This window comes from Herbaspirillum sp. UBA812, from assembly GCF_002296545.1.
GTDB classification, from domain to species: Bacteria; Pseudomonadota; Gammaproteobacteria; order Burkholderiales; family Burkholderiaceae_D; genus Herbaspirillum; species Herbaspirillum huttiense.
On the sequence record NZ_DBIC01000218.1, the window covers coordinates 1 to 19,484 of the forward strand.

The 19,484-nt window shown below is 62.5% G+C and carries 22 protein-coding genes; 13 read left to right on the forward strand and 9 right to left on the reverse strand.

Features of this window, described 5'->3' with window-relative positions:
• The 9 genes from B3873_RS14270 to B3873_RS14310 form a co-directional block, all read left to right on the forward strand.
• Positions 1-249: DUF3400 domain-containing protein (locus B3873_RS14270; protein ID WP_286866852.1), on the forward strand; the 249-nt coding region annotated here is incomplete at its 5' end.
• A gap of 3 nt (positions 250-252) precedes the next feature.
• Positions 253-705: an HIT family protein gene (locus B3873_RS14275; RefSeq protein ID WP_286866854.1), complete on the forward strand. Its 453-nt coding sequence runs from the start codon at positions 253-255 to the stop codon at positions 703-705.
• Positions 706-782: 77 nt separating this feature from the next.
• Positions 783-1,208: a gamma-butyrobetaine hydroxylase-like domain-containing protein gene (locus B3873_RS14280; RefSeq protein WP_039786816.1), complete on the forward strand. Its 426-nt coding sequence runs from the start codon at positions 783-785 to the stop codon at positions 1,206-1,208.
• Positions 1,186-1,713, forward strand: a complete 528-nt coding sequence (locus B3873_RS14285; protein ID WP_039786818.1) for a GNAT family N-acetyltransferase — start codon at positions 1,186-1,188, stop codon at positions 1,711-1,713. Before B3873_RS14280 ends, B3873_RS14285 begins: the two co-directional genes overlap by 23 nt.
• A gap of 86 nt (positions 1,714-1,799) precedes the next feature.
• Positions 1,800-2,534: a bifunctional demethylmenaquinone methyltransferase/2-methoxy-6-polyprenyl-1,4-benzoquinol methylase UbiE gene (ubiE, locus tag B3873_RS14290; protein WP_039786819.1), complete on the forward strand. Its 735-nt coding sequence runs from the start codon at positions 1,800-1,802 to the stop codon at positions 2,532-2,534.
• A 128-nt stretch (positions 2,535-2,662) separates the two neighbouring features.
• Positions 2,663-3,637 carry a Tim44 domain-containing protein gene (locus B3873_RS14295; RefSeq protein ID WP_286866857.1) on the forward strand — a complete coding sequence of 325 codons (975 nt, stop codon included), beginning with the start codon at positions 2,663-2,665 and terminating at the stop codon, positions 3,635-3,637.
• Positions 3,638-3,816: 179 nt separating this feature from the next.
• Complete coding sequence (locus B3873_RS14300) at positions 3,817-4,431, forward strand: ubiquinone biosynthesis accessory factor UbiJ (RefSeq protein ID WP_286866859.1); 615 nt, start codon at positions 3,817-3,819, stop codon at positions 4,429-4,431.
• Complete coding sequence (ubiB, locus tag B3873_RS14305; RefSeq protein WP_121045839.1) at positions 4,432-6,006, forward strand: ubiquinone biosynthesis regulatory protein kinase UbiB; 1,575 nt, start codon at positions 4,432-4,434, stop codon at positions 6,004-6,006. It begins immediately after the preceding gene.
• Between the two features lie 104 nt (positions 6,007-6,110).
• Positions 6,111-7,610 (forward strand): MFS transporter, encoded by a 1,500-nt coding sequence (locus tag B3873_RS14310; protein WP_414651544.1) that lies wholly within the window; start codon positions 6,111-6,113, stop codon positions 7,608-7,610.
• A 17-nt stretch (positions 7,611-7,627) separates the two neighbouring features.
• Here the strand turns inward: B3873_RS14310 and B3873_RS14315 are convergent, their stop codons facing one another.
• Positions 7,628-8,554 carry a LysR family transcriptional regulator gene (locus tag B3873_RS14315; RefSeq protein WP_134223321.1) on the reverse strand — a complete coding sequence of 309 codons (927 nt, stop codon included), beginning with the start codon at positions 8,552-8,554 and terminating at the stop codon, positions 7,628-7,630.
• 155 nt (positions 8,555-8,709) lie between these two features.
• Between B3873_RS14315 and B3873_RS14320 the strand changes: the two genes are divergently transcribed.
• Complete coding sequence (locus tag B3873_RS14320) at positions 8,710-9,489, forward strand: 3-oxoacyl-ACP reductase family protein (RefSeq protein ID WP_286866861.1); 780 nt, start codon at positions 8,710-8,712, stop codon at positions 9,487-9,489.
• Between the two features lie 84 nt (positions 9,490-9,573).
• Here B3873_RS14320 and trpC read toward each other — a convergent pair whose 3' ends face one another.
• The 6 genes from trpC to rpe all read right to left on the reverse strand — a co-directional run bounded on the left by trpC (position 9,574) and on the right by rpe (position 15,296).
• Entirely contained in the window at positions 9,574-10,374 is an 801-nt protein-coding gene (gene trpC, locus B3873_RS14325; RefSeq protein WP_286866862.1) for an indole-3-glycerol phosphate synthase TrpC, read from the reverse strand.
• Positions 10,375-10,411: 37 nt separating this feature from the next.
• Positions 10,412-11,449 carry an anthranilate phosphoribosyltransferase gene (gene trpD / locus B3873_RS14330; RefSeq protein ID WP_034340151.1) on the reverse strand — a complete coding sequence of 346 codons (1,038 nt, stop codon included), beginning with the start codon at positions 11,447-11,449 and terminating at the stop codon, positions 10,412-10,414.
• 26 nt (positions 11,450-11,475) lie between these two features.
• Positions 11,476-12,051 carry an aminodeoxychorismate/anthranilate synthase component II gene (locus B3873_RS14335; RefSeq protein ID WP_039786828.1) on the reverse strand — a complete coding sequence of 192 codons (576 nt, stop codon included), beginning with the start codon at positions 12,049-12,051 and terminating at the stop codon, positions 11,476-11,478.
• Positions 12,052-13,548, reverse strand: coding sequence for an anthranilate synthase component I (gene trpE, locus B3873_RS14340; protein ID WP_039786830.1), 1,497 nt, complete (start codon positions 13,546-13,548; stop codon positions 12,052-12,054).
• A gap of 352 nt (positions 13,549-13,900) precedes the next feature.
• The gene (locus B3873_RS14345) at positions 13,901-14,581 is read right to left on the reverse strand and encodes a phosphoglycolate phosphatase (RefSeq protein WP_034340158.1); all 681 of its coding nucleotides are present in this window, start codon (positions 14,579-14,581) and stop codon (positions 13,901-13,903) included.
• A gap of 49 nt (positions 14,582-14,630) precedes the next feature.
• Positions 14,631-15,296 carry a ribulose-phosphate 3-epimerase gene (gene rpe, locus B3873_RS14350; RefSeq protein WP_034340160.1) on the reverse strand — a complete coding sequence of 222 codons (666 nt, stop codon included), beginning with the start codon at positions 15,294-15,296 and terminating at the stop codon, positions 14,631-14,633.
• A gap of 256 nt (positions 15,297-15,552) precedes the next feature.
• On the opposite strand from rpe, the gene apaG reads away from it, so the two are divergent.
• Positions 15,553-15,927 carry a Co2+/Mg2+ efflux protein ApaG gene (gene apaG, locus B3873_RS14355; RefSeq protein ID WP_039786847.1) on the forward strand — a complete coding sequence of 125 codons (375 nt, stop codon included), beginning with the start codon at positions 15,553-15,555 and terminating at the stop codon, positions 15,925-15,927.
• A gap of 32 nt (positions 15,928-15,959) precedes the next feature.
• Here apaG and B3873_RS14360 read toward each other — a convergent pair whose 3' ends face one another.
• Entirely contained in the window at positions 15,960-16,139 is a 180-nt protein-coding gene (locus B3873_RS14360) for a hypothetical protein (RefSeq protein ID WP_034340164.1), read from the reverse strand.
• On the opposite strand from B3873_RS14360, the gene B3873_RS14365 reads away from it, so the two are divergent.
• Complete coding sequence (locus B3873_RS14365; RefSeq protein WP_088756147.1) at positions 16,138-17,370, forward strand: murein transglycosylase A; 1,233 nt, start codon at positions 16,138-16,140, stop codon at positions 17,368-17,370. The two genes, B3873_RS14360 and B3873_RS14365, sit on opposite strands and share 2 nt — an antisense overlap.
• Positions 17,371-17,459: 89 nt before the next feature.
• Here the strand turns inward: B3873_RS14365 and B3873_RS14370 are convergent, their stop codons facing one another.
• The gene (locus tag B3873_RS14370; protein WP_039786852.1) at positions 17,460-17,897 is read right to left on the reverse strand and encodes a universal stress protein; all 438 of its coding nucleotides are present in this window, start codon (positions 17,895-17,897) and stop codon (positions 17,460-17,462) included.
• Between the two features lie 214 nt (positions 17,898-18,111).
• Here B3873_RS14370 and B3873_RS14375 point away from each other — a divergent pair, with 214 nt between their 5' ends.
• Entirely contained in the window at positions 18,112-18,888 is a 777-nt protein-coding gene (locus B3873_RS14375; RefSeq protein WP_134223316.1) for an enoyl-CoA hydratase, read from the forward strand.
• The last annotated feature ends 596 nt before the right edge of the window (positions 18,889-19,484 follow it).

Below are 19,484 nucleotides of genomic sequence, written 5' to 3' on the forward strand. Positions count from 1 at the left end.
CGCTTCCGCAAGGAAGAGGAGATGAAGAAGGGCAGCGACAAGGTCCGCGCCGATGGCTTCACCGGCGACGTCAAGATCCTGACCTCCTGCCCGTCCTGCTTCCAGGGCCTGTCGCGCTACAACGAGGATGCCGGCACCACCGCCGACTACATCGTGGTGGAAATGGCGCGTCACCTGCTGGGCGAAAACTGGATGCCGGAATACGTCGAGCGCGCCAACAATGGCGGCATCGAACGTATCCTGGTGTAAGCCATGAGTGCCTCCGTAGTTCCCGCTTGCGAGCTGTGCGCCGGCGATGGTGGCGAGGTGCTGTGGCAGCATCCGGCGTTTCGCGTGGTGCTGGTCGATGAGGCCGATTATCCGGGCTTCTGCCGGGTAATCTGCCATGCGCACGTGAAGGAAATGACCGACCTCGCCCCGGCGCAGCGCACGCTGCTGGCCAATGCGGTGTGGGCGGTCGAGGCCGCCCAGCGCGAGGTGATGCAGCCCGAGAAGGTCAACCTGGCCACGCTGGGCAACATGACCCCGCACGTGCATTGGCATGTGATCCCGCGCTTCACCGATGATCGCCATTTCCCCAGCCCGGTCTGGGCCGAGCCGCGCCGTGCGGCCGATGAGGCCTCGCTGGCCGCCCGCCGTGCACTGCTGCCGCAGTTGCGCGAGGCAGTGCGCCGGCATCTCGATGCGGCGGGCCTGACGGCCTGAGGCTGGCAGCAGCCCGGCGTGCGGTGACGCAGCCGGGCGCGATGTTTCTTCTCACCAATTTCAACAAGGGAGAGCCCATGAGCGCCCCGTCTTCTCCGGTTCCGGTGTCCTTCAAGGTACGCAAGCTCTCGCGCGTGGTCGAAGTCGAGTTCGATGACGGCGTGATGTTTTCCCTGCCCTTTGAACTGATGCGCGTTCTGTCGCCCTCGGCCGAAGTGCGCGGCCACGGACCGGGCCAGGAAGTGCTGCAGACCGGCAAGCGCGACGTCGAGATCCACGGCATCGAACCGGTCGGCAACTATGGCGTCAAACCGCTGTTCTCGGACGGCCACGCCAGCGGCATCTTCACCTGGGATTACCTCTACCAGCTCGGCCGTGACCAGGCTGCCCTGTGGGAAGCCTATCTGCAGAAACTGGAAGCGGCCGGCTTCACCCGTGAAAGCGGGCGTGATCACCAGCCCGTCGAAGGAGGCAACGCCCATGCCTGCGGCCATCATCACTGAGCAACCAGGCTGGCTCATCCGTGCCGCGCGTCCTGAGGATGCCGAGGGCGTCACTACCTTGGTGAACCTGCCGGGTTTCCGTTTCGGCACCCTGCGCCTGCCTTATCAGACACTGGAGCAGACCCGCCACTGGCTGAGTACCGGCGTCAACGGCGTCAACGGCGGCCTGCATCTGCTGGCCTTGCTGGATGACCAGGTAATCGGCCAGGCCAGCCTGCATCGTTCGGCCGGCAGGCGCGCGCACGCGGCCGGTATCGGCATGGGCGTGCACGATGCGTATTGCGGGCAGGGCGTGGGCAAGGCGCTGCTGGCCGAGCTGGTGCAGGCAGCCGATCAGTGGCTGGACATTCGCCGGCTGGAACTGACCGTATTCGCCGACAATGCGGCCGCGATCGCGCTTTACAGCAAGCTCGGCTTCGAAGTGGAAGGTACCTACCGCAAATATGCCTTCCGTGAGGGCCGCTACGTGGATGCCTTGTCGATGGCCCGGCTGCGCGAGCGCTGATACGCATCAAAACCTGCCACGGCAGCAAGCAAGCCCAAGCCGGATGCTCCCCTTATAATGTCGTCTTCATCGTTACAGGCCCAGCCATGACCAACACCACCCACTTCGGTTACGAAACCGTCAAAGAAGAAGAAAAGGTCCGCAAGGTCGCGGAAGTGTTCCACTCCGTCGCTGCCAAGTACGACGTGATGAACGACTTCATGTCGGCGGGCCTGCATCGCATCTGGAAAGCCTTCACCATCGCCCAGGCCGGCGTGCGTCCGGGCTTCAAGGTGCTCGACATCGCCGGCGGCACCGGTGACCTCTCCAAGGTCTTCGCCAAGCAGGCAGGTCCGAGCGGCGAAGTCTGGCTTACCGACATCAACGAATCCATGCTGCGCGTGGGCCGCGACCGTCTGCTCAACAAGGGCATCGTCACCCCGACCATGCTGTGCGATGCCGAGAAACTGCCCTTCCCGGACAATTATTTCGACCGCGTCTCGGTGGCCTTCGGCCTGCGCAACATGACCCACAAGGATGCCGCCCTGGCCGAGATGCGCCGCGTGCTGAAACCCGGTGGCAAGCTGCTGGTGCTGGAATTCTCCAAGGTCTGGGAACCGCTGAAGAAGCCCTATGACGTCTATTCCTTCTCGGTCCTGCCGTGGCTGGGCAAGAAGGTCGCCAACGATGCCGACAGTTATCGCTACCTGGCCGAGTCGATCCGCATGCACCCCGACCAGGAAACCCTGAAGCAGATGATGGAACAGGCCGGCCTGGATCGCGTGCAGTATTTCAACCTGACCGCCGGTGTGGCTGCGCTGCATACGGGCATTAAGATGTGATTAATGCTGGGCGCGCCAGCATTAAGGCTGGCTTAATTCTGCCCGGCGACAATGATGGCTCCGATGTGGCGGCTTGCTTTTCCCTCGGCCCGCTCGCCACTTCGTCATCATCCACAAGAGGCAAGCCCATGAAAAAAATATTCCTCGCACTGCTGCTGGCGATCACTTCGCTCTCCCTCATCATGTCGCCCGCCGAGGCCAAGCGCCTGGGTGGCGGTGGTTCCTTCGGCAAGCAATCCTCCAATTACTCGCGCCAGGCGGCGCCCTCTGCGCCGTCTTCGCCGTCCTATAGCCAGCCTTCCCGTCCTGCCGCACCGGCCGCCGCGCCGTTAAGCGCTCCCATGCCCAAGCCCGCCAGTCCCTGGCGCAATGTGCTGGGCGGTGCACTGCTGGGCTTCGGCCTCGGTGCGCTGATGTCGCACTTCGGGATCGGTGGCGCACTCGGCGGCATGCTGGGTTCGCTGCTGACCATTGCGCTGCTGTGCGCGGCGGTGATCTTCCTGATCCGCCTGTTCGCCCGTGGCCGTGAAGCGCAGAACAACAATCCGGCCTATGCCACGCCGATGCCGGGCGTGAGCCCCATTGGCAGCGCTGCCGGTGCCACACCGGAAATCGGCTCCGGCCTGCGCGACGTCAATCCGCCGCCGGCGGTCCCGCACGCGGCACCGGCAGCACTGCAAGGCAACAGCGACGGTGGTACGGCCCAGCCGGCGCAGATCCAGCAATGGGGTATTCCGGAGGGCTTTGATACGGCCGGATTCGTGCGCAATGCCAAGACCTATTTCATCCGCCTGCAGGCGGCGTGGGATCGCGCCGATGTCAACGACATCCGTGAATTCACCACGCCCGAGATGTTCGCCGAACTGCGCATGCAGCTGACCGAACGTGGTGCAGCCCCCAATGCCACCGATGTCGTGCAGCTCGATGCGCAACTGCTGGGCATCGAGACCATGGCCTTCGATTACCTGGCCACGGTGCGCTTCCAGGGGCTGATCAAGGAAGCGCCGGATGCCTCGGCCGAACCCTTCGCCGAGATCTGGAATCTCTCCAAGCCGCTCAACGGCACTGGCGGCTGGGTGCTGGCGGGTATCCAGCAGGTCTGATGCAGGCACAAGGCGCGCTGGATCAAGCCCGCCGCAGTGCCTGAACCTTGCCAGCGCGCCAAGCTGGTACACTTGAAACCGCCCGGCTTTTGCGGGCGGTTTTGTTTTGGCGGAGGGAATTCTTTCTGCTCCGGCGTACTCAACCCGTAGTCCTCCGATCCACCCCGATTCTGGAATCCATGTCCGTGCTGCCCGATCCGTCCACTCTTGTCTCCGGCCTCGACCCGATGAAACCTGCCGCTGCGGTGATCAATCACCTGCTGGCCCAGGAACCGTGGGCGCGCGACACCCTCATGGCCCACGCCGGCAAGGTCGCCTGCATCGATACCGGCGTCATGCAATTGCGCCTGAAGGTGACCGGCGACGGCTACCTGCAGGAGGTGCCGGCCGATGCGCTGGCCAATGTCACCATCCGCCTGAAGCTGTCCGACCTGCCGCTGATTGCCGCCAACCGCGAGCGCGCCGTCTCTTACGTCAAGCTGGAGGGCGATGCCGATTTCGCCAATGCCATTTCGCAACTGAGCCAGAAGCTGCGCTGGGATGCCGAGGATGACCTCTCCCGCGTGGTCGGCGATGTTGCTGCAACCCGCATCGTCTCCGGCGCGCGTGGCCTGTTTGAAGCAGCCCGCACCACCCAGCGCAAGCTGACCGAAAACCTTGCCGAGTATTTCCTGGAAGAACAACCGATGCTGATCCGCCCCCGCCAGTTGCAGGATTTTTCCGCCGACGTCGTGCGCCTGCGCGATGACCTGGAACGCCTGTCCAAACGCATCGAGAAACTGGAGCGTCGTTAAATGCTGCTGCGTTCCATGCGTCTGCTCAAGATCATCCGTGTCGCCATTCTCTACGGCCTGGATGAAATCATCGCCTCCGAATTTGCGCCGCCGCGCATCGCCCGCATCATCAACCGCATCTTCTTCTGGCGCGACCTGACGGCGCCGCGCGGTGAGCGCCTGCGCCGCGCGCTGGAAGATCTCGGTCCCATCTTCATCAAGTTCGGCCAGGTCCTCTCGACCCGGCGCGACCTGATGCCGCCCGATATCGCCAATGAGCTGACGCTGCTGCAGGACCGCGTGCCGCCCTTCGAATCGGAACTGGCGGTCAAGCAGATCGAAAAGTCCTTGGGCGCGCATCCGGACCAGCTCTTCGCCAGCTTCGAGCGCACCCCGGTGGCCTCGGCCTCGATTGCGCAGGTCCACTTCGCCACCCTGAAAGATGGCAAGGAAGTGGCCGTCAAGGTGCTGCGTCCCGGCATGCGCGACATCATCGATCACGACATCGGCCTGATGCATGTGGCTGCCGACTGGCTGGAACGCCTGTGGGCCGATGGACGTCGCTTGAAGGCCAAGGAAGTCGTGGGCGAGTTCGACAAGTACCTGCACGACGAGCTGGACCTCATGCGCGAAGCGGCCAATGCCAGCCAGCTGCGCCGCAACTTCGCCGAGTCCACGCTGCTGATGGTGCCGGAGATGTATTGGGATTATTGTTCATCCTCGGTCATCGTGATGGAGCGCATGTACGGCATCCCGATCTCGCAGACCGAGCGCCTGCGCGCCGAAGGGGTCGACCTGTCCAAGCTCTCGCGCGATGGCGTGGAGATTTTCTTCACCCAGGTGTTTCGCGATGGCTTCTTCCACGCCGACATGCACCCCGGCAACATCCTGGTGTCGGTGGCCCCGGAAACCTTCGGCCGCTACATCGCGCTGGATTTCGGCATCGTCGGCACGCTCAACGATTACGACAAGGATTACCTGTCGCAGAATTTCCTGGCCTTCTTCCGCCGCGACTACAAGCGCGTGGCCGAGGCCCACATCGAATCCGGATGGGCGCCCAAGGAAACCCGCGTCGATGAACTCGAAGCTGCCGTGCGTGCCTGCTGCGAACCGATCTTCGACCGACCGTTGAAGGACATCTCCTTCGGCCAGGTGCTGCTGCGCCTGTTCCAGACCTCGCGCCGTTTCAACGTGGAAGTGCAGCCGCAACTGGTGTTGCTGCAGAAGACCCTGCTCAACGTCGAAGGCCTGGGCCGCCAGCTTGATCCGGACCTGGACCTGTGGAAGACCGCCAAGCCCTATCTCGAACGCTGGATGAGTGAGCAGATCGGCTGGCGCGGTTTCGTCGAACAGCTGAAGGTGGAAGTGCCGCGTTACAGCCGCCTGCTGCCGGAACTGCCGCGCCTGGCGCATCAGGCGCTGACGCGCTATACCGACGGTGAGAGCCAGCCGCAGAACACCGAGCTGATCCGCAAGCTGCTGGCCGAGCAGCGGCGCACCAACATGCTGCTGGGCGTGATCGTTTATTTCGGGGGCGGGCTCATCGGCGGCATCATCGTGATCCAGGTGCTGATGCACTTCCTGAAGTTCTATTGATGTAAATGATTTAGATGATTTAGATGATTTAGATGATTCGGATGATTTAGATAGTTTGGTTAATTTGGTAACTATCTAAAACTGTCTTCAGCAAGCGCCGGCCTATGCCGGCGTTTCGCATGGTTCAACCCAAAACAACAGAGGCCAAGAACACCGTGGGAATCAACGACACCAGCCTGCCCGATGCACGCGTGCGCATGTTGCCTTACATCGTGGCGGCGACTTTCTTCATGGAGTATCTCGATACCACCATCATCGCCACGGCCTTGCCGCAGATGGCGCAGTCCTTCGGTGTCGGCCCCAACGAACTGAGCCTGGGCATGACGGCCTACATGCTGACGCTGGCCGTCTTCATTCCCATCAGCGGCTGGGTGGCCGACCGCTTCGGTTCGCGCACGGTGTTCGGCATCGCCATTGCCATCTTCACGCTGGCTTCCGTTTTGTGTGGCTATTCGCAGAACGTGTGGGAGTTCACCGCAGCGCGGGTGCTGCAAGGCTTGGGTGGCGCAATGATGGTACCGGTCGGGCGCATGATCGTGGTGCGCAGTACCGGCAAGGACAGGCTGATGAAAGCCATTGCCACCATCACCTGGCCGGCCATCGTGGCGCCGGTGGTGGGGCCGTCGATCGGTGGCTTCATCACCACCTACGCATCATGGCACTGGATCTTCCTGATGAACGTACCGTTCGGGTTTGCGGCTTTCATTGCCGTCATGCGCGTGGTGCGCAATGAACACGGCCACAGCAAGCGGCCGCTGGACGTGATCGGTTTCCTGCTCTCGGGCGCGGCGCTGACCTCGCTGCTGTATGGCACCGAGATCGCCAGCCATATGGAATCCAACATCAAGGTGGCGGCAGGCTTCGTGGCCCTCGGCGTGGTGCTCGGGTACTGCGCGTGGCGGCACATGCAGCGCATCGAACATCCGCTGCTGGATTTTTCCAACCTGCGCATTCCGACCTATTCGGTGACGGTGCTGACCGGTTCGCTCACGCGTATCGGCGTCGATGCAGTGCCTTACCTGATGCCGCTGATGTTCCAGATCGGCTTCGGCCTGACGGCTTTCCAGTCGGGTTTGCTGCTGCTGGCCACCGCTCTCGGCAATCTCGGCATGAAGGCGTTTACCACGCGCATTCTGCAGCGCTTCGGTTTCCGTAGCGTCGCGGTCAACAATGCGGCCATCGCGGGTTGCCTCATCATCGCCTGCGGCCTGCTCACGCCGGGCACGCCGCTGCCGGTGATCCTGGGGGTGATCTTCTGCTACGGGCTGTCGCGGTCGATGCAGTTCTCGACCCTGGCCACGCTGGCTTATGCGGACATCAGCGATGCCCGCAAATCCTCGGCCAGCACGCTGTGGAGCGTGGCGCAGCAGATGACCATCGGCATGGGCATCGCCTTCGGTGCGCTGGCCTTGCGTATCGCGGCGGCGATCCGGGGCGAGGAGATCGATGCCACCGGCGCGCATTTCACGCTGGGCGATTTCCAGTGGGCCTTTGCGATGGCCGGGGTGGTGACGCTGGTTTCAGTGATCGGCTATCGCGGCCTGGCGCGGGACGCCGGCAGCAATATCGGTGGCGGGATGCGCGCCGCGCAAGGCAAGCGCTGAACTTCTCGGACGTGTATTCAGCGGTGCGCCGAAAAGCGCTCCGCCAGCCGCTCGCGGCGGAAGTGCTCCACCACGAAATCGACGAATACCCGCGTCTTGGCCGGCAGCAGCCGCGCCGCGGTGAAGTAGAGCGAGAGCATGCCGGTATCCACGTACCAGTCCGGCAGCACCCGCACCAGCGTGCCGCGATCCAGATAGAGCAGGGCATGCGGCATCGACACCAGCGTGATGCCCAGCCCCGCTTCGGCCACCTCGCAAGCCGCATTGGCATCGCTCATGGTCATGCGTTGCTGCAGCGTGACCGGTGCCTGCTGGCCGTCGTGGTCGCGTAGCGAGAAGGGCCGTACGCGCCCGGTCTGGGGCGAGCGGATCAGGATGCCCGCGTGCTCGGCCAGGTCGGCCGGCGAGCGCAAGGCGGGATGCGCCTCCAGATAGGCGGGTGAAGCCAGCAGCACCCGATGCGCCGGGGCCAGCTCGCGCGCCACCACGCCCGGCGAGAGCTCGGTGCCGCCGGCGATGGCGGCATCAAAGCCCTCGGTGATGAGATCCACCGAGCGGTTCTCGAAATGCCAGTCCGGCTGGATGCCCGGATAGCGCCCCAGGAATTCTCCCAACAAGGGCACGATGTATTGCCGCCCGAATCCTGTCCCCATGCTGACCTTGAGCGTGCCGGCCGGCTGCCCGCCAGCGCTGGCGAGATTGGCCACGGCGCTGCGGATGGCTTGCAGGCCGCCGCCCACTTCCTGCAGAAAGCGCTCACCTGCCTCGGTCAGCGAGAGCTTGCGGGTGCTGCGGTGAAACAGGCGCACGCCCAGTGAAGTCTCCAGCCGTGCCACGTTCTTGCCCACGGCCGCCGACGTCAGGCCGAGCTGGCGTGCCGCCGCCGAAAAGCTGCCGGCGTGGGCCGCAGCGACGAAGCATTCGATGCTGGTCATGGTTTCCATCGCTCGATTCTAAACCATTGGTTTAAAAAGAAGATAGGGATTGCCAGCTAGTCGCCACATAATCAAGCGCCGATACTTGCTTCAACCCGGACGCACACAGCAGCACGCCGCTGCAGGCCGACGGGGCCAACCCATCACTTTCAAGGAGCAAGATCATGAACAAGCAAATCCAGACCACCGCCGCATCCCCATCCGCATCCACCCTGGCCTCCAAGGTTGCCTTCGTGCAAGGCGGTTCGCGCGGCATCGGCGCGGCCATCGTGCAGCGCCTGGCCGCCGAAGGCGCCACCGTCGCCTTCACCTATGTCACTTCGCCGGACAAGGCGCAAGCCCTGGTCTCCCGCGTGGAAGCCGCCGGTGGCCGCGCGCTGGCGATCCAGGCCGACAGCGCCGATGCAGCCGCCCTGCAGCAAGCCATCCGCCTGGCCGCAGAGACCTTCGGCCGGCTCGATATCCTGGTGAACAATGCGGGCGTGCTGGCCATGGGCCCCATCGATGAGTTCAAGCTGGAGGACCTGGATCGCACCCTGGCCGTGAATGTGCGCAGCGTGGTCGTGGCGACCCAGGCCGCCGTACGCTACATGGGCGAAGGTGGCCGCGTCATCAGCATCGGCAGCACCAATGCCGACCGCATCCCCTTTGCCGGCGGTGCCGTGTATGCCATGAGCAAGTCGGCGCTGGTCGGCCTGACCAAGGGTCTGGCCCGTGACCTTGGTGCGCGTGGCATCACCGTCAACAACGTCCAGCCCGGTCCGGTCGATACCGACATGAACCCGGCCAACAGCGACTTCGCCACTTCCCTGACCGGCCTGATGGCACTGCCGCGCTATGGCAAGGCTGAGGAAATCGCCAGTTTCGTGGCCTATCTGGCAGGTCCGGAAGCGGGCTACATCACCGGTGCCAACCTGATGATCGATGGCGGTTTCTCGGCTTGATCGCTGCTCAGTCCATCACTCTCAGGACGAAAAAAAACCTCGCACCGGTCTGCACCGGGCGAGGTTTTTTCACGAGAGGGGGAATCAGGCGAACAGGCGAGCCAATTCTACGCCCGGCTCCGGGGCACGCATGAAGGCTTCACCGACCAGGAAGGCATGCACGTCGGCATCGCGCATGCGCTTGACATCGTCCGGGGTGGCGATCGCCGATTCGGTGACCACCAGCTTTTCCGGGGGGATGCGTGGCAGCAGGTTCAGCGTGGTGTCGAGCGTGGTCTCGAAGGTGCGCAGGTTGCGGTTGTTGATGCCCAACAGGCGCGTCCTGAGCTTGAGTGCGGCGTCCAGTTCAGCCTGGTCATGGACTTCCACCAGCACGCTCATGCCCAGCTCATGGGCGCAGGCTTCCATGTCGGCCATCAGGCCGTGGTCCAGCGCAGCCACGATCAGCAGGATGGCGTCCGCGCCCCAGGAGCGCGCTTGATAGATCTGGTAATGATCCATCATGAAATCCTTGCGCAGTACCGGCAGGGCACACGCGGCGCGCGCCTGCTTGAGGTAGTCCGGCGAGCCCTGGAAGAATTGTTCATCGGTCAGTACCGACAGGCAGGCCGCGCCATGTTCGGCATAGCTCACCGCGATCTCGGCCGGCTTGAAGTCGGGACGGATCACGCCCTTGGAAGGCGAGGCTTTCTTGACTTCGGCAATCACGCCGGCCTGGCCGTTGGCGATCTTGCCGCGCAGGCTCTCTTCGAAATTGCGCAGTTCCGAGCGCAATTCGCTATCGGTTTCCACATCGCGGCGCAGGCTGGCGAGGTCGCGCTGCTGCTTGGCGATGCGGACTTCCTCGGCCTTGACGTCGAGGATCTTGTTGAGGATGTCGGACATGGGGCTCCTGTCAGGGGTCTGAGTTGAGGGGCGGAGATCAGTGCTTGCCGCCGAGCTGGCGGGTCACCTGGACGAACTGGTCCAGCTTGGCACGCGCCGCACCGGAAGCGATGGTGGCACGCGCCGTCTGCAGGCCCTCGGCGATCGAGGGCGCAACGCCGGCCGCATACAGGGCGGTGGCGGCATTGATGACTACGATGTCGTGCACCGGACCGGGTTCCCCACGCAGGGCTTCGAAGATTTTCTCCTTGGACTCGGTGGCATTGCCGACCTGCAAGTTGCGGCTGGCAAACATGGAGAGGCCGAAATCTTCCGGATGGATCTCGTATTCGCGGATCTCGCCGTTGACCAGTTCGCCCACCATGGTGGCGCCGCCCAGCGTGACTTCATCCAGGTTGTCTCGGCCCCAGACCACGATGGCGTGCTGCGCGCCCAGGCGTTGCAGTACGCGCACCTGGATGCCGACCAGGTCGGCATGGAACACACCCATGAGGATGTTGGGAGCACCGGCCGGATTGGTAAGCGGACCGAGGATGTTGAAGATGGTGCGCACGCCCAGCTCCTTGCGCACCGGCGCCGCATGCTTCATGGCGGCGTGGTGGTTGGGGGCGAACATGAAGCCGATGCCGGTCTGGGCGATCGATTGCGCCACTTGTTCGGGTTGCAGGTTGATGTCTGCGCCCAGGGCTTCGAGCACGTCAGCGCTGCCCGAGGAGGAGGACACGCTGCGTCCGCCATGCTTGGCTACGCGCGCACCGGCGGCCGCCGCCACGAACATGGAGGCGGTGGAAATGTTGAAGGTGTGCGCACCGTCGCCGCCGGTGCCGACGATGTCGAGCAGGCGCGAGGTGTCGGCCATCGGCACCTTGGTGGCGAATTCGCGCATGACCTGGGCGGCGGCGGCGATCTCGCCGATGCTTTCCTTTTTCACGCGCAGGCCCATGGTGAGGGCCGCGATCATCACCGGCGACATCTCGCCGCTCATGATCTGGCGGAACAGGGTCAGCATTTCATCGTGGAAGATTTCGCGATGCTCGATACAGCGCAGCAGCGCTTCTTGGGGAGTGATGGGCATGTCTTGTCTCGATTTGTCTAATGGTCTCAGCCGTGGGCGCTGCCGGTCAGGAAGTTCTTGAGCAGGGCGTGGCCGTGCTCGGAGAGGATGGACTCGGGGTGGAACTGCACGCCTTGCAGGTCGAACTCCTTGTGACGCACGCCCATGATTTCGCCATCATCGGTCCAGGCGGTCACTTCCAGGCAATCCGGCAGGGTGGCACGTTCGATGGCCAGCGAGTGGTAGCGGATCACGGTGTAGGGAGTGGGCAGGTCTTTGAAGACGCCCACGCCGGTGTGCGCAATCTTGGACGTCTTGCCATGCATGACCTGCTTGGCGCGGATGATGTTGCCGCCGAAGGCTTCACCGATGGCCTGGTGGCCGAGGCAGACGCCGAGGATGGGCAGCTTGCCGGAAAATTCCTTGAGCAGGTCCACGCAGATGCCGGCTTCCTTGGGGCTGCAGGGGCCGGGGGAGAGGCAGATGCGTTCGGGGTTGAGCTTCTTGATGTCATCCAGCGTGATCTCGTCATTGCGGATGGTCAGCACCTCTTCGCCCAGCTCGCCGAAGTATTGCACCAGGTTGTAGGTGAAGGAGTCGTAGTTGTCGATCATCAGCAGCATTTAGATTTCTCCGTCCAGGCCATCTTGCACTTGTTCAGCAGCGCGCAATACGGCACGCGCCTTGTTTTCGGTTTCTTCCCATTCCATTTCCGGCACCGAGTCGGCCACGATGCCGGCGGCCGCCTGCACGTACAGCGTGCCATCCTTGATGACGCCGGTACGGATCGCAATGGCCACGTCCATCTCGCCGCCGAAGGAGAGATAACCGCAGGCGCCGCCGTAGATGCCGCGCTTGGTCGGTTCCAGTTCGTCGATGATTTCCATGGCGCGCACCTTGGGGGCGCCCGAGAGGGTGCCGGCCGGGAAGGTGGCCTTGAGCACATCCAGGTTGGACATGCCGGGTTTGAGGATGCCCTCGACGTTGGAGACGATGTGTTGCACGTGGGAATATTTTTCGATCACCATCTGGTCGGTGACCTTGACGCTGCCGGTGGTGGCGATGCGGCCGATGTCGTTGCGGGCCAGGTCGATCAGCATCACGTGTTCAGCGATTTCCTTGGGATCGGCCAGCAGTTCGCGCGCCAGCTGTTCATCGCGCTCGATGGTGGAGCCGCGTGGGCGGGTGCCGGCCAGCGGGCGGATGGTGATCTTCTTCTGGCCTTCGCCGATGGATTCGTTGCGCACCAGGATTTCCGGCGAGGCACCGACGATCTGCATGTCGCCGAAGTTGTAGAAGTACATGTAAGGGGAGGGGTTCAGCGAACGCAGCGCGCGGTACAGCATCAGCGGCGAATCCACATAGGATTTCCTGAGCCGCTGGCCGATCTGCACCTGCATCAGGTCGCCGGCCATCACGTATTCCTTGGCGCGGGCCACGGCCTTGAGATATTCGTCCTTGGGGAATTCGCGGATCGTTTCGGTACGCACCGAACCGGTGGTCACCGGTGCATCGGCCGGGCGGCGCAGCATGGCGCGCAGGTCGCGCAGGCGCTGGCGGCCACGGGAGAAGGCTTCCGGCTGGGTGGGGTCGGCGTAGACGATCAGGTAGAGCTTGCCGGAGAGGTTGTCGATGACGGCCAGTTCTTCGGTCAGCAGCAGCTGGATGTCGGGCAGGCCCAGCGTATCTTGCGGGGCGCTGTTTTCCAGGCGTTTTTCGATGTAGCGCACGGCGTCGTAGCCGAAGTAGCCGGCCAGGCCGCCGCAGAAGCGCGGCATGCCTGGACGGATAGCGACCTTGAAGCGGGATTGATACTCGGCGATGAATTCCAGCGCATTGCCTTCGGCGGTCTCGATGACCTCGTCATTCTTCAGCACCTCGATCTGCTGGCCGCTGCAGCGAATCTTGGTGGAGGCGGGCAGGCCGATGAAGGAATAGCGGCCGAAGCGTTCGCCACCGACCACCGACTCCAGCAGGAAGGTGTTCTTGCCGGTGTTGTGGCTCTGGGCCAGCTTGAGATAGAGCGTCAGCGGGGTTTCCAGGTCGGCGAAGGCTTCGGCGATCAGGGGGATGCGGTTGTAGCCTTCGGCGGCCAGCGATTTGAATTCGAGTTCGGTCATGTGTCACTCCAGACCGCCATTGTAGGGTACGCGGGCCTGGCCGCAGACCGGCGCGCAGACGCCATGAAGCCATGGACGCGATGCACGCGGATGCAGCAGACAGGTGCGGACTCTCGTCAGCGGTGTCGTTATGAGAATTACGGGAAATGCGGAGGATGCGGTACCACAACAAACGACCCGGCACGCAGGTGCGGCCAGGTCCAGGCGTCAATTACTGCGCCTGGAATTGCCAGCGTCGCCACAGCCAGGCCTCAGGGGCGGCTGTCGGTTGAGCGGTTCGTTTGTTGTTACGAAACATTGATGTGGGTCGCGATTGGATCTTCGGTCTGTCGACCGGTGAGCTGACGGGCTGTCAGTCCACCGAGATTTGCTGCGCTGCTTCTACAAGCGTCGAAACTATACCATCCGAATCGACGTCGTGTATAGATTCACCGTGATTGTATCCATACGGAACATTCAGGACACGGCAACCGGCCGCGCGGGCGGCCTGTGCATCGTTGCTGGAGTCGCCGATGGCCACGACCTGCGCGGGTTGCAGGGCGAAATCCTCACAGACTTGCAGCAAGGGCATGGGATCAGGCTTCTTCTTCGGGAAGGAATCGCCGCCATAGACGATCTCGAAGAAATCGCGCAGCCCCTTCTTCTGCAGCAGCGGTACAGCGAAGGCCAGCGGCTTGTTGGTCACGCAGGCCAGGCGCAGGCCCTTGGCGCGCAGGGCTTGCAGGCCTTCGACCACGCCCGGGTAGAGCGAGGAATAGTCGCCATTGATGGCCAGGTAGTGCTCGGTGTAGCTGTCCAGCGCCTGCTGGAAGTATTGCGCCGCCTCGTCCTCGGCATAGTCCACGGCGAGCACGCGCCGGATCAGGTTCTCGGTCCCCTTGCCGACGAAGTTGACGATGGTTTCCTGGGACAGGGGCGTGAGTCCCAATTCTTCACGCATGCGGTTGACCGCGACGTGGAAGTCAGCGGCCGTGTCCAGCATGGTGCCGTCGAGGTCGATGATGGCGGCCTTGATGTTGGTCAGATTCTTCATATGCCCGGTAAACCTCGTTGTTTGTTCGTCTGGCGAAGGGGAGGTGCGATCAGACCTGGGCCAGTTCTGCGCGCATGGCGTCGATGACGGCCTTGTAGTCCGGCTTGCCGAAGATGGCCGAACCGGCCACGAAGGTGTCGGCACCGGCGCGGGCGGCCGCGGCGATGTTCTCGACCTTGATGCCGCCATCGACTTCCAGCAGGATGTCGCGGCCGGATTCATCGATGCGGCGGCGCACTTCGGCGATCTTTTTCAGGGCTTCCGGAATGAAGGACTGGCCGCCGAAACCGGGGTTCACCGACATGATCAGGACCATGTCCAGCTTGTCCATCACGTGATCCAGGTAATGCAGCGGCGTGCCGGGGTTGAATACCAGACCGGCCTTGCAGCCGTTGTCGCGGATCAGTTGCAGGGAGCGGTCGATGTGCTCGGAGGCTTCCGGGTGGAAGGTGATGAGGTTGGCACCGGCCTTGGCGAAATCGGGGATGATGCGGTCCACCGGCTTGACCATCAGGTGCACGTCGATCGGCACTTGCACGTGCGGGCGGATGGCTTCACACACCAGCGGGCCGATGGTCAGGTTGGGGACATAATGGTTGTCCATCACGTCGAAGTGAATGAAATCGGCACCGGCGGCGACGACATTGCGCACTTCTTCACCCAGGCGGGCGAAATCGGCGGACAGGATGCTGGGGGCGATACGGAAGGTCGGCATGGCTGTAAACAAAGGATGGCTGAATCGACATTGGCCGTCGGGCGCAGGCGCGAAGGCGGCAAAACCGCTATTCTACCTTGCTGCAGCGGTCGCAGGCCCGGCCGATGCGCCGTCAGGCCTGCCTGCGGCGGTCCTGCGGAACGCATCGGCTTGCGCTGCTTGCTGAATTCGTGTGCAATCCGGGGTGGCCGCGCGGGCAAGACCGATTGCAAATCGCCGGCGCGGCGGCAGTCCCCTTCACAACACAGGAAATTCCATGGCAGCGTATGAGTTCACGGTGACGGTCAAGACCCAGTACCTGGAGGAACAATCCGATCCATCGCGTTCGCATTACGTGTTCGCCTATGCGATCACCATCGTCAATACCGGCACGGTCCCTGCCCAGTTGATCTCGCGCCACTGGGTCATCACCGACGCCAACAACCACGCGCAGGAAGTGCGCGGCCTGGGCGTGGTCGGGCATCAGCCCTTCCTGCAGCCCGGTGAGCAGTTCGAGTACACCAGCGGTACCTCGCTCGGGACCCCCCAGGGCAGCATGCATGGTGAATATTTCTGCGTGGCCGAGGATGGCGAGCAATTCGACGTGCGCATCCCCGAGTTCGTGCTTTCACTGCCGCGCACCTTGCACTGAATTTTTCTTCCTGAGGCGGGACAACGGATTTTTCAGCGCGGGTCGCTGTCTGTCGTCTCTCGCGCTGGCTGCTGTTTCTTTTCCTGCGCTTCTTTCTGCCTGGCGCTGACGGGCCGGCCATTGTGTTCCTTGCGGCCCGAGAACATGGTCCACCAGACGATGAAGACCAGCACGAAGAAGGCGGCACTGGCCTCCAGGATCAACCACAACATGAATTTGTCTCCAATGTCATTGAATCGTTTTGCCAAGCTGTCGGCGCTGCGGCGTCTTAGTGTACCTGCGATGGCGGTCTCGGTCGCTGTCCTGCTGGCGGCCTGCCAGACTACGCCGCTGACCACGCCGGCTCCGAGCCAGCCGTCGCCCAAGCCAGTGGCCCAGCCGGGCCCGGCCATGCGCGCCACCACCTTCGCCCAGCTCCCGGGCTGGAACAATGACGACCTGCGCGAGGCCTGGCCAGCGCTGCAGTCTTCCTGCTCGGTCATGATTCGCAAGCCCGAGTGGCGCGCCGCCTGTGGCGCGGCGCAGCAGGTCAATGCCAATGACCTTGGCTTCCTGCGCCAGTATTTCGAGACTTATTTCACGCCGTATCAGCTGTTCAATCCCGATGGCACCGACACCGGGCTGGTGACCGGCTACTACGAGCCCCTGCTGCGCGGTTCGCGCCGCCGCGCCGGGCCGTATCAGACACCGCTTTACCAGGCGCCGGACGACCTGCTGACCATCGACATGGCCAGCGTCTATCCCGAACTGAAGAACCTGCGCCTGCGCGGCAAGGTGGTCGGACGCAAGGTGGTGCCGTATCCGACGCGCGCCGAGTTGATGCAGGGCAATAGCTTGTCCGGCAAGGAAATCGTCTGGGTGGATGATCCGGTGGAGGCCTTCTTCCTGCAGGTGCAGGGCTCGGGCCGCGTGTATCTGCCGGAGTCGCGCGAGACCATTCGCCTGGCCTATGCGGACCAGAATGGCCGTCCCTACAAGTCGATCGGACGCTATCTGGTGGACAAGGGGGAGATGGAGCTGTCCCAGGCATCCGCACAGAACATCAAGGCCTGGGTGCAGGCCAATCCGGCGCGCAAGGAAGAGTTGCTCAATGCCAATCCCAGCTATGTCTTCTTCAAGGAAGAAAAGCTGCCGGATCCTTCCAAGGGACCCAAGGGGGCGCAAGGCATCCCGCTGACCCCGCAGCGTTCCATCGCCATCGACCCGCAGCATGTGCCGCTGGGGGCACCGGTGTTCCTGGCGACCACGCTGCCCAATAGTGACCGGCCGCTGCAGCGGCTGGTGGTGGCGCAGGATACGGGCGGTGCCATTCGTGGCGTGGTGCGGGCCGACTATTTCTGGGGCTTTGGCGACGAGGCCGAGGATCGCGCGGGGGCCATGAAGCAGCGCGGCATGATGTGGGTGCTGCTGCCCAAGGGGATGACGCCGCCCGGTGGCAACTGAATTCCTCTTCTTTCCTTGCGGCAATGAAAAAGCCTGATCCTGTCGAGGGATCAGGCTTTTTTGCCGATTGAGGAGCCTATCTACAAGAATCAGCGCAGTACCAGCACCGGGATGGTCGAATGCGTCAGCACCTTCTGCGTCTTGCTGCCCAGGAAGATGCGCGAGAGGCCGCTGCGTCCGTGGGAGGCCATGAAGATGGCGTCGCAGCCGTGCAGTGTCGCCGCCTTGATGATTTCTTCATCGGGATTGAAGGACATCACGATCTCCGTCTGGCAGGGTACGCCGGCGGCGGCCGCAGCATCTGCGATCTTCTTGATGTGCTGGTTGGCCAGGGTTTTGACGTTTTCTTCATAAAGGGCGGGATCGATCGCCATCGAGCTCTCGGCCAGCGGCGAGAAGGGGTAGGGTTCGGCCACCGAGATGCCGACGATGCTTGCGCCGCTGTTTTTGGCGTAGTCGATGGCCGTCGCGATGGCCTTGTCCGAGCGTTCGGAGCCGTCCGTGGGGACCAGGATATTCTTGAACATGTTCGCCTCCTTATATAGGGATAGGGTATGCGCCGCTGCGCACAGGGAATGACTCCAATATAGTCCCGTGGTGCCTTGCCCGCATGAAATTCTTGGCAGTCATTGCGCCAGGTCGGACTGGCGCATTATTTTTGGCTTATTCTTGCGGTTCGCCGTGCCGGTTGCTGCCACGCCCGGGCGGATTGCCGATTCATTCATAAGAAGGAGACCCACTATGAGCTATGAAAACATCCTGGTCGAGACCCATGACAAGGTCGGCCTGATCCGCCTGAACCGTCCCAAGGCGCTCAATGCCTTGAGCGACGATCTGATGAGCGAGCTGGGAACGGCATTATTGGCCTTCGATGCGCAGGAAGAGATCGGCTGCATCATCGTCACCGGCAGTGAGAAGGCCTTCGCGGCGGGGGCTGATATCAGTGTGATGGCCGGGTTTGATTATATGGATGTCTTCAATGGGGAATTCATCACACGCAACTGGGAGACCCTGCGCCGCATCCGCAAGCCGGTGATTGCCGCAGTGGCGGGCTATGCGCTGGGCGGAGGCTGTGAGCTGGCGATGATGTGCGACTTCATCATCGCGGCCGACAATGCGAAGTTCGGGCAACCTGAGATCAAGCTGGGCATCATCCCGGGCGCTGGCGGTACGCAGCGCCTGCCGCGTGCGGTCTCCAAGTCCAAGGCCATGGACCTGGCGCTGACGGCCCGCATGATGGATGCGCAGGAGGCCGAGCGTGCCGGGCTGGTGTCGCGCATCGTGCCGGCGGAGAAGCTGATGGAAGAAGCCATGGCGGCTGCGGTGACCATTACCGAGATGCCGCGCCAGGTGGCGATGATGGTGAAGGATTCGGTCAATCGTGCCTACGAGACCACCTTGTCCGAGGGGATGAAGTATGAACGCGCGCTCTTTTATAGCTGCTTCGCTACCGAGGACCAGAAGGAGGGCATGAAGGCCTTCCTGGAAAAGCGGCCGGCGGTGTTCAAGAACGCCTGATCACTTTTCTTTCCATGGAGAAGAAAGGGTCGCCCGTCAGGGCGGCCCTTTTTTCTGAATGATTTACTATTTATTCATATCCAGCGGAAACCGCTGCCAGTCAGGGGTTTGCGGGAATTTGGCGTCGATGGCGAAGCACCGCACTTGTATTATTTTCGAGATTTTTTCGAAAGTGCTTGCGCGGCATGTAGTGGGTTGCTATAGTTCGCCCCCTGCTGACGCGGCACACGAAGTGAAGTTGAAAAACAGAGCGACGGATGTAGGCGAAGCAAGGAGTAGTGAAGCAGGTTGTAAGGCGTTTTAATTGGAAGTAGTCGAGCGGTAGCAAAAGCGAAGACGAAAAGATTTAAAACGAATCGCAAAAAAGTAGTTGACGCGATAAACAAACTGCTACATAATCTCGTTTCTCTGCTGCTGACGAACAAAACGATTCGCAGCGATGCAAGCAGCGCCAAGCGCGTTTGCGACAGACAGATCTTTAAAAATTAACAGCCGATAAGCGTGGGCGTTTAATGAAGTGCGACAGAACCTCGGTTCTGGAAACTTTAAACATTAAATGCTCACAAGAAATATAGGTAAGATCGCAAGAAATTACC

Coding starts and splice junctions, on each gene's coding strand:
- B3873_RS14275 (WP_286866854.1), top strand. CDS start 253: ATGAGTGCCTCCGTAGTTCCCGCTTGCGAGCTGTGCGCCGGCGATGGT.
- B3873_RS14280 (WP_039786816.1), top strand. CDS start 783: ATGAGCGCCCCGTCTTCTCCGGTTCCGGTGTCCTTCAAGGTACGCAAG.
- B3873_RS14285 (WP_039786818.1), top strand. CDS start 1,186: ATGCCTGCGGCCATCATCACTGAGCAACCAGGCTGGCTCATCCGTGCC.
- ubiE (WP_039786819.1), top strand. CDS start 1,800: ATGACCAACACCACCCACTTCGGTTACGAAACCGTCAAAGAAGAAGAA.
- B3873_RS14295 (WP_286866857.1), top strand. CDS start 2,663: ATGAAAAAAATATTCCTCGCACTGCTGCTGGCGATCACTTCGCTCTCC.
- B3873_RS14300 (WP_286866859.1), top strand. CDS start 3,817: ATGTCCGTGCTGCCCGATCCGTCCACTCTTGTCTCCGGCCTCGACCCG.
- ubiB (WP_121045839.1), top strand. CDS start 4,432: ATGCTGCTGCGTTCCATGCGTCTGCTCAAGATCATCCGTGTCGCCATT.
- B3873_RS14310 (WP_414651544.1), top strand. CDS start 6,111: ATGCCGGCGTTTCGCATGGTTCAACCCAAAACAACAGAGGCCAAGAAC.
- B3873_RS14315 (WP_134223321.1), bottom strand. CDS start 8,554: ATGGAAACCATGACCAGCATCGAATGCTTCGTCGCTGCGGCCCACGCC.
- B3873_RS14320 (WP_286866861.1), top strand. CDS start 8,710: ATGAACAAGCAAATCCAGACCACCGCCGCATCCCCATCCGCATCCACC.
- trpC (WP_286866862.1), bottom strand. CDS start 10,374: ATGTCCGACATCCTCAACAAGATCCTCGACGTCAAGGCCGAGGAAGTC.
- trpD (WP_034340151.1), bottom strand. CDS start 11,449: ATGCCCATCACTCCCCAAGAAGCGCTGCTGCGCTGTATCGAGCATCGC.
- B3873_RS14335 (WP_039786828.1), bottom strand. CDS start 12,051: ATGCTGCTGATGATCGACAACTACGACTCCTTCACCTACAACCTGGTG.
- trpE (WP_039786830.1), bottom strand. CDS start 13,548: ATGACCGAACTCGAATTCAAATCGCTGGCCGCCGAAGGCTACAACCGC.
- B3873_RS14345 (WP_034340158.1), bottom strand. CDS start 14,581: ATGAAGAATCTGACCAACATCAAGGCCGCCATCATCGACCTCGACGGC.
- rpe (WP_034340160.1), bottom strand. CDS start 15,296: ATGCCGACCTTCCGTATCGCCCCCAGCATCCTGTCCGCCGATTTCGCC.
- apaG (WP_039786847.1), top strand. CDS start 15,553: ATGGCAGCGTATGAGTTCACGGTGACGGTCAAGACCCAGTACCTGGAG.
- B3873_RS14365 (WP_088756147.1), top strand. CDS start 16,138: ATGAATTTGTCTCCAATGTCATTGAATCGTTTTGCCAAGCTGTCGGCG.
- B3873_RS14360 (WP_034340164.1), bottom strand. CDS start 16,139: ATGTTGTGGTTGATCCTGGAGGCCAGTGCCGCCTTCTTCGTGCTGGTC.
- B3873_RS14370 (WP_039786852.1), bottom strand. CDS start 17,897: ATGTTCAAGAATATCCTGGTCCCCACGGACGGCTCCGAACGCTCGGAC.
- B3873_RS14375 (WP_134223316.1), top strand. CDS start 18,112: ATGAGCTATGAAAACATCCTGGTCGAGACCCATGACAAGGTCGGCCTG.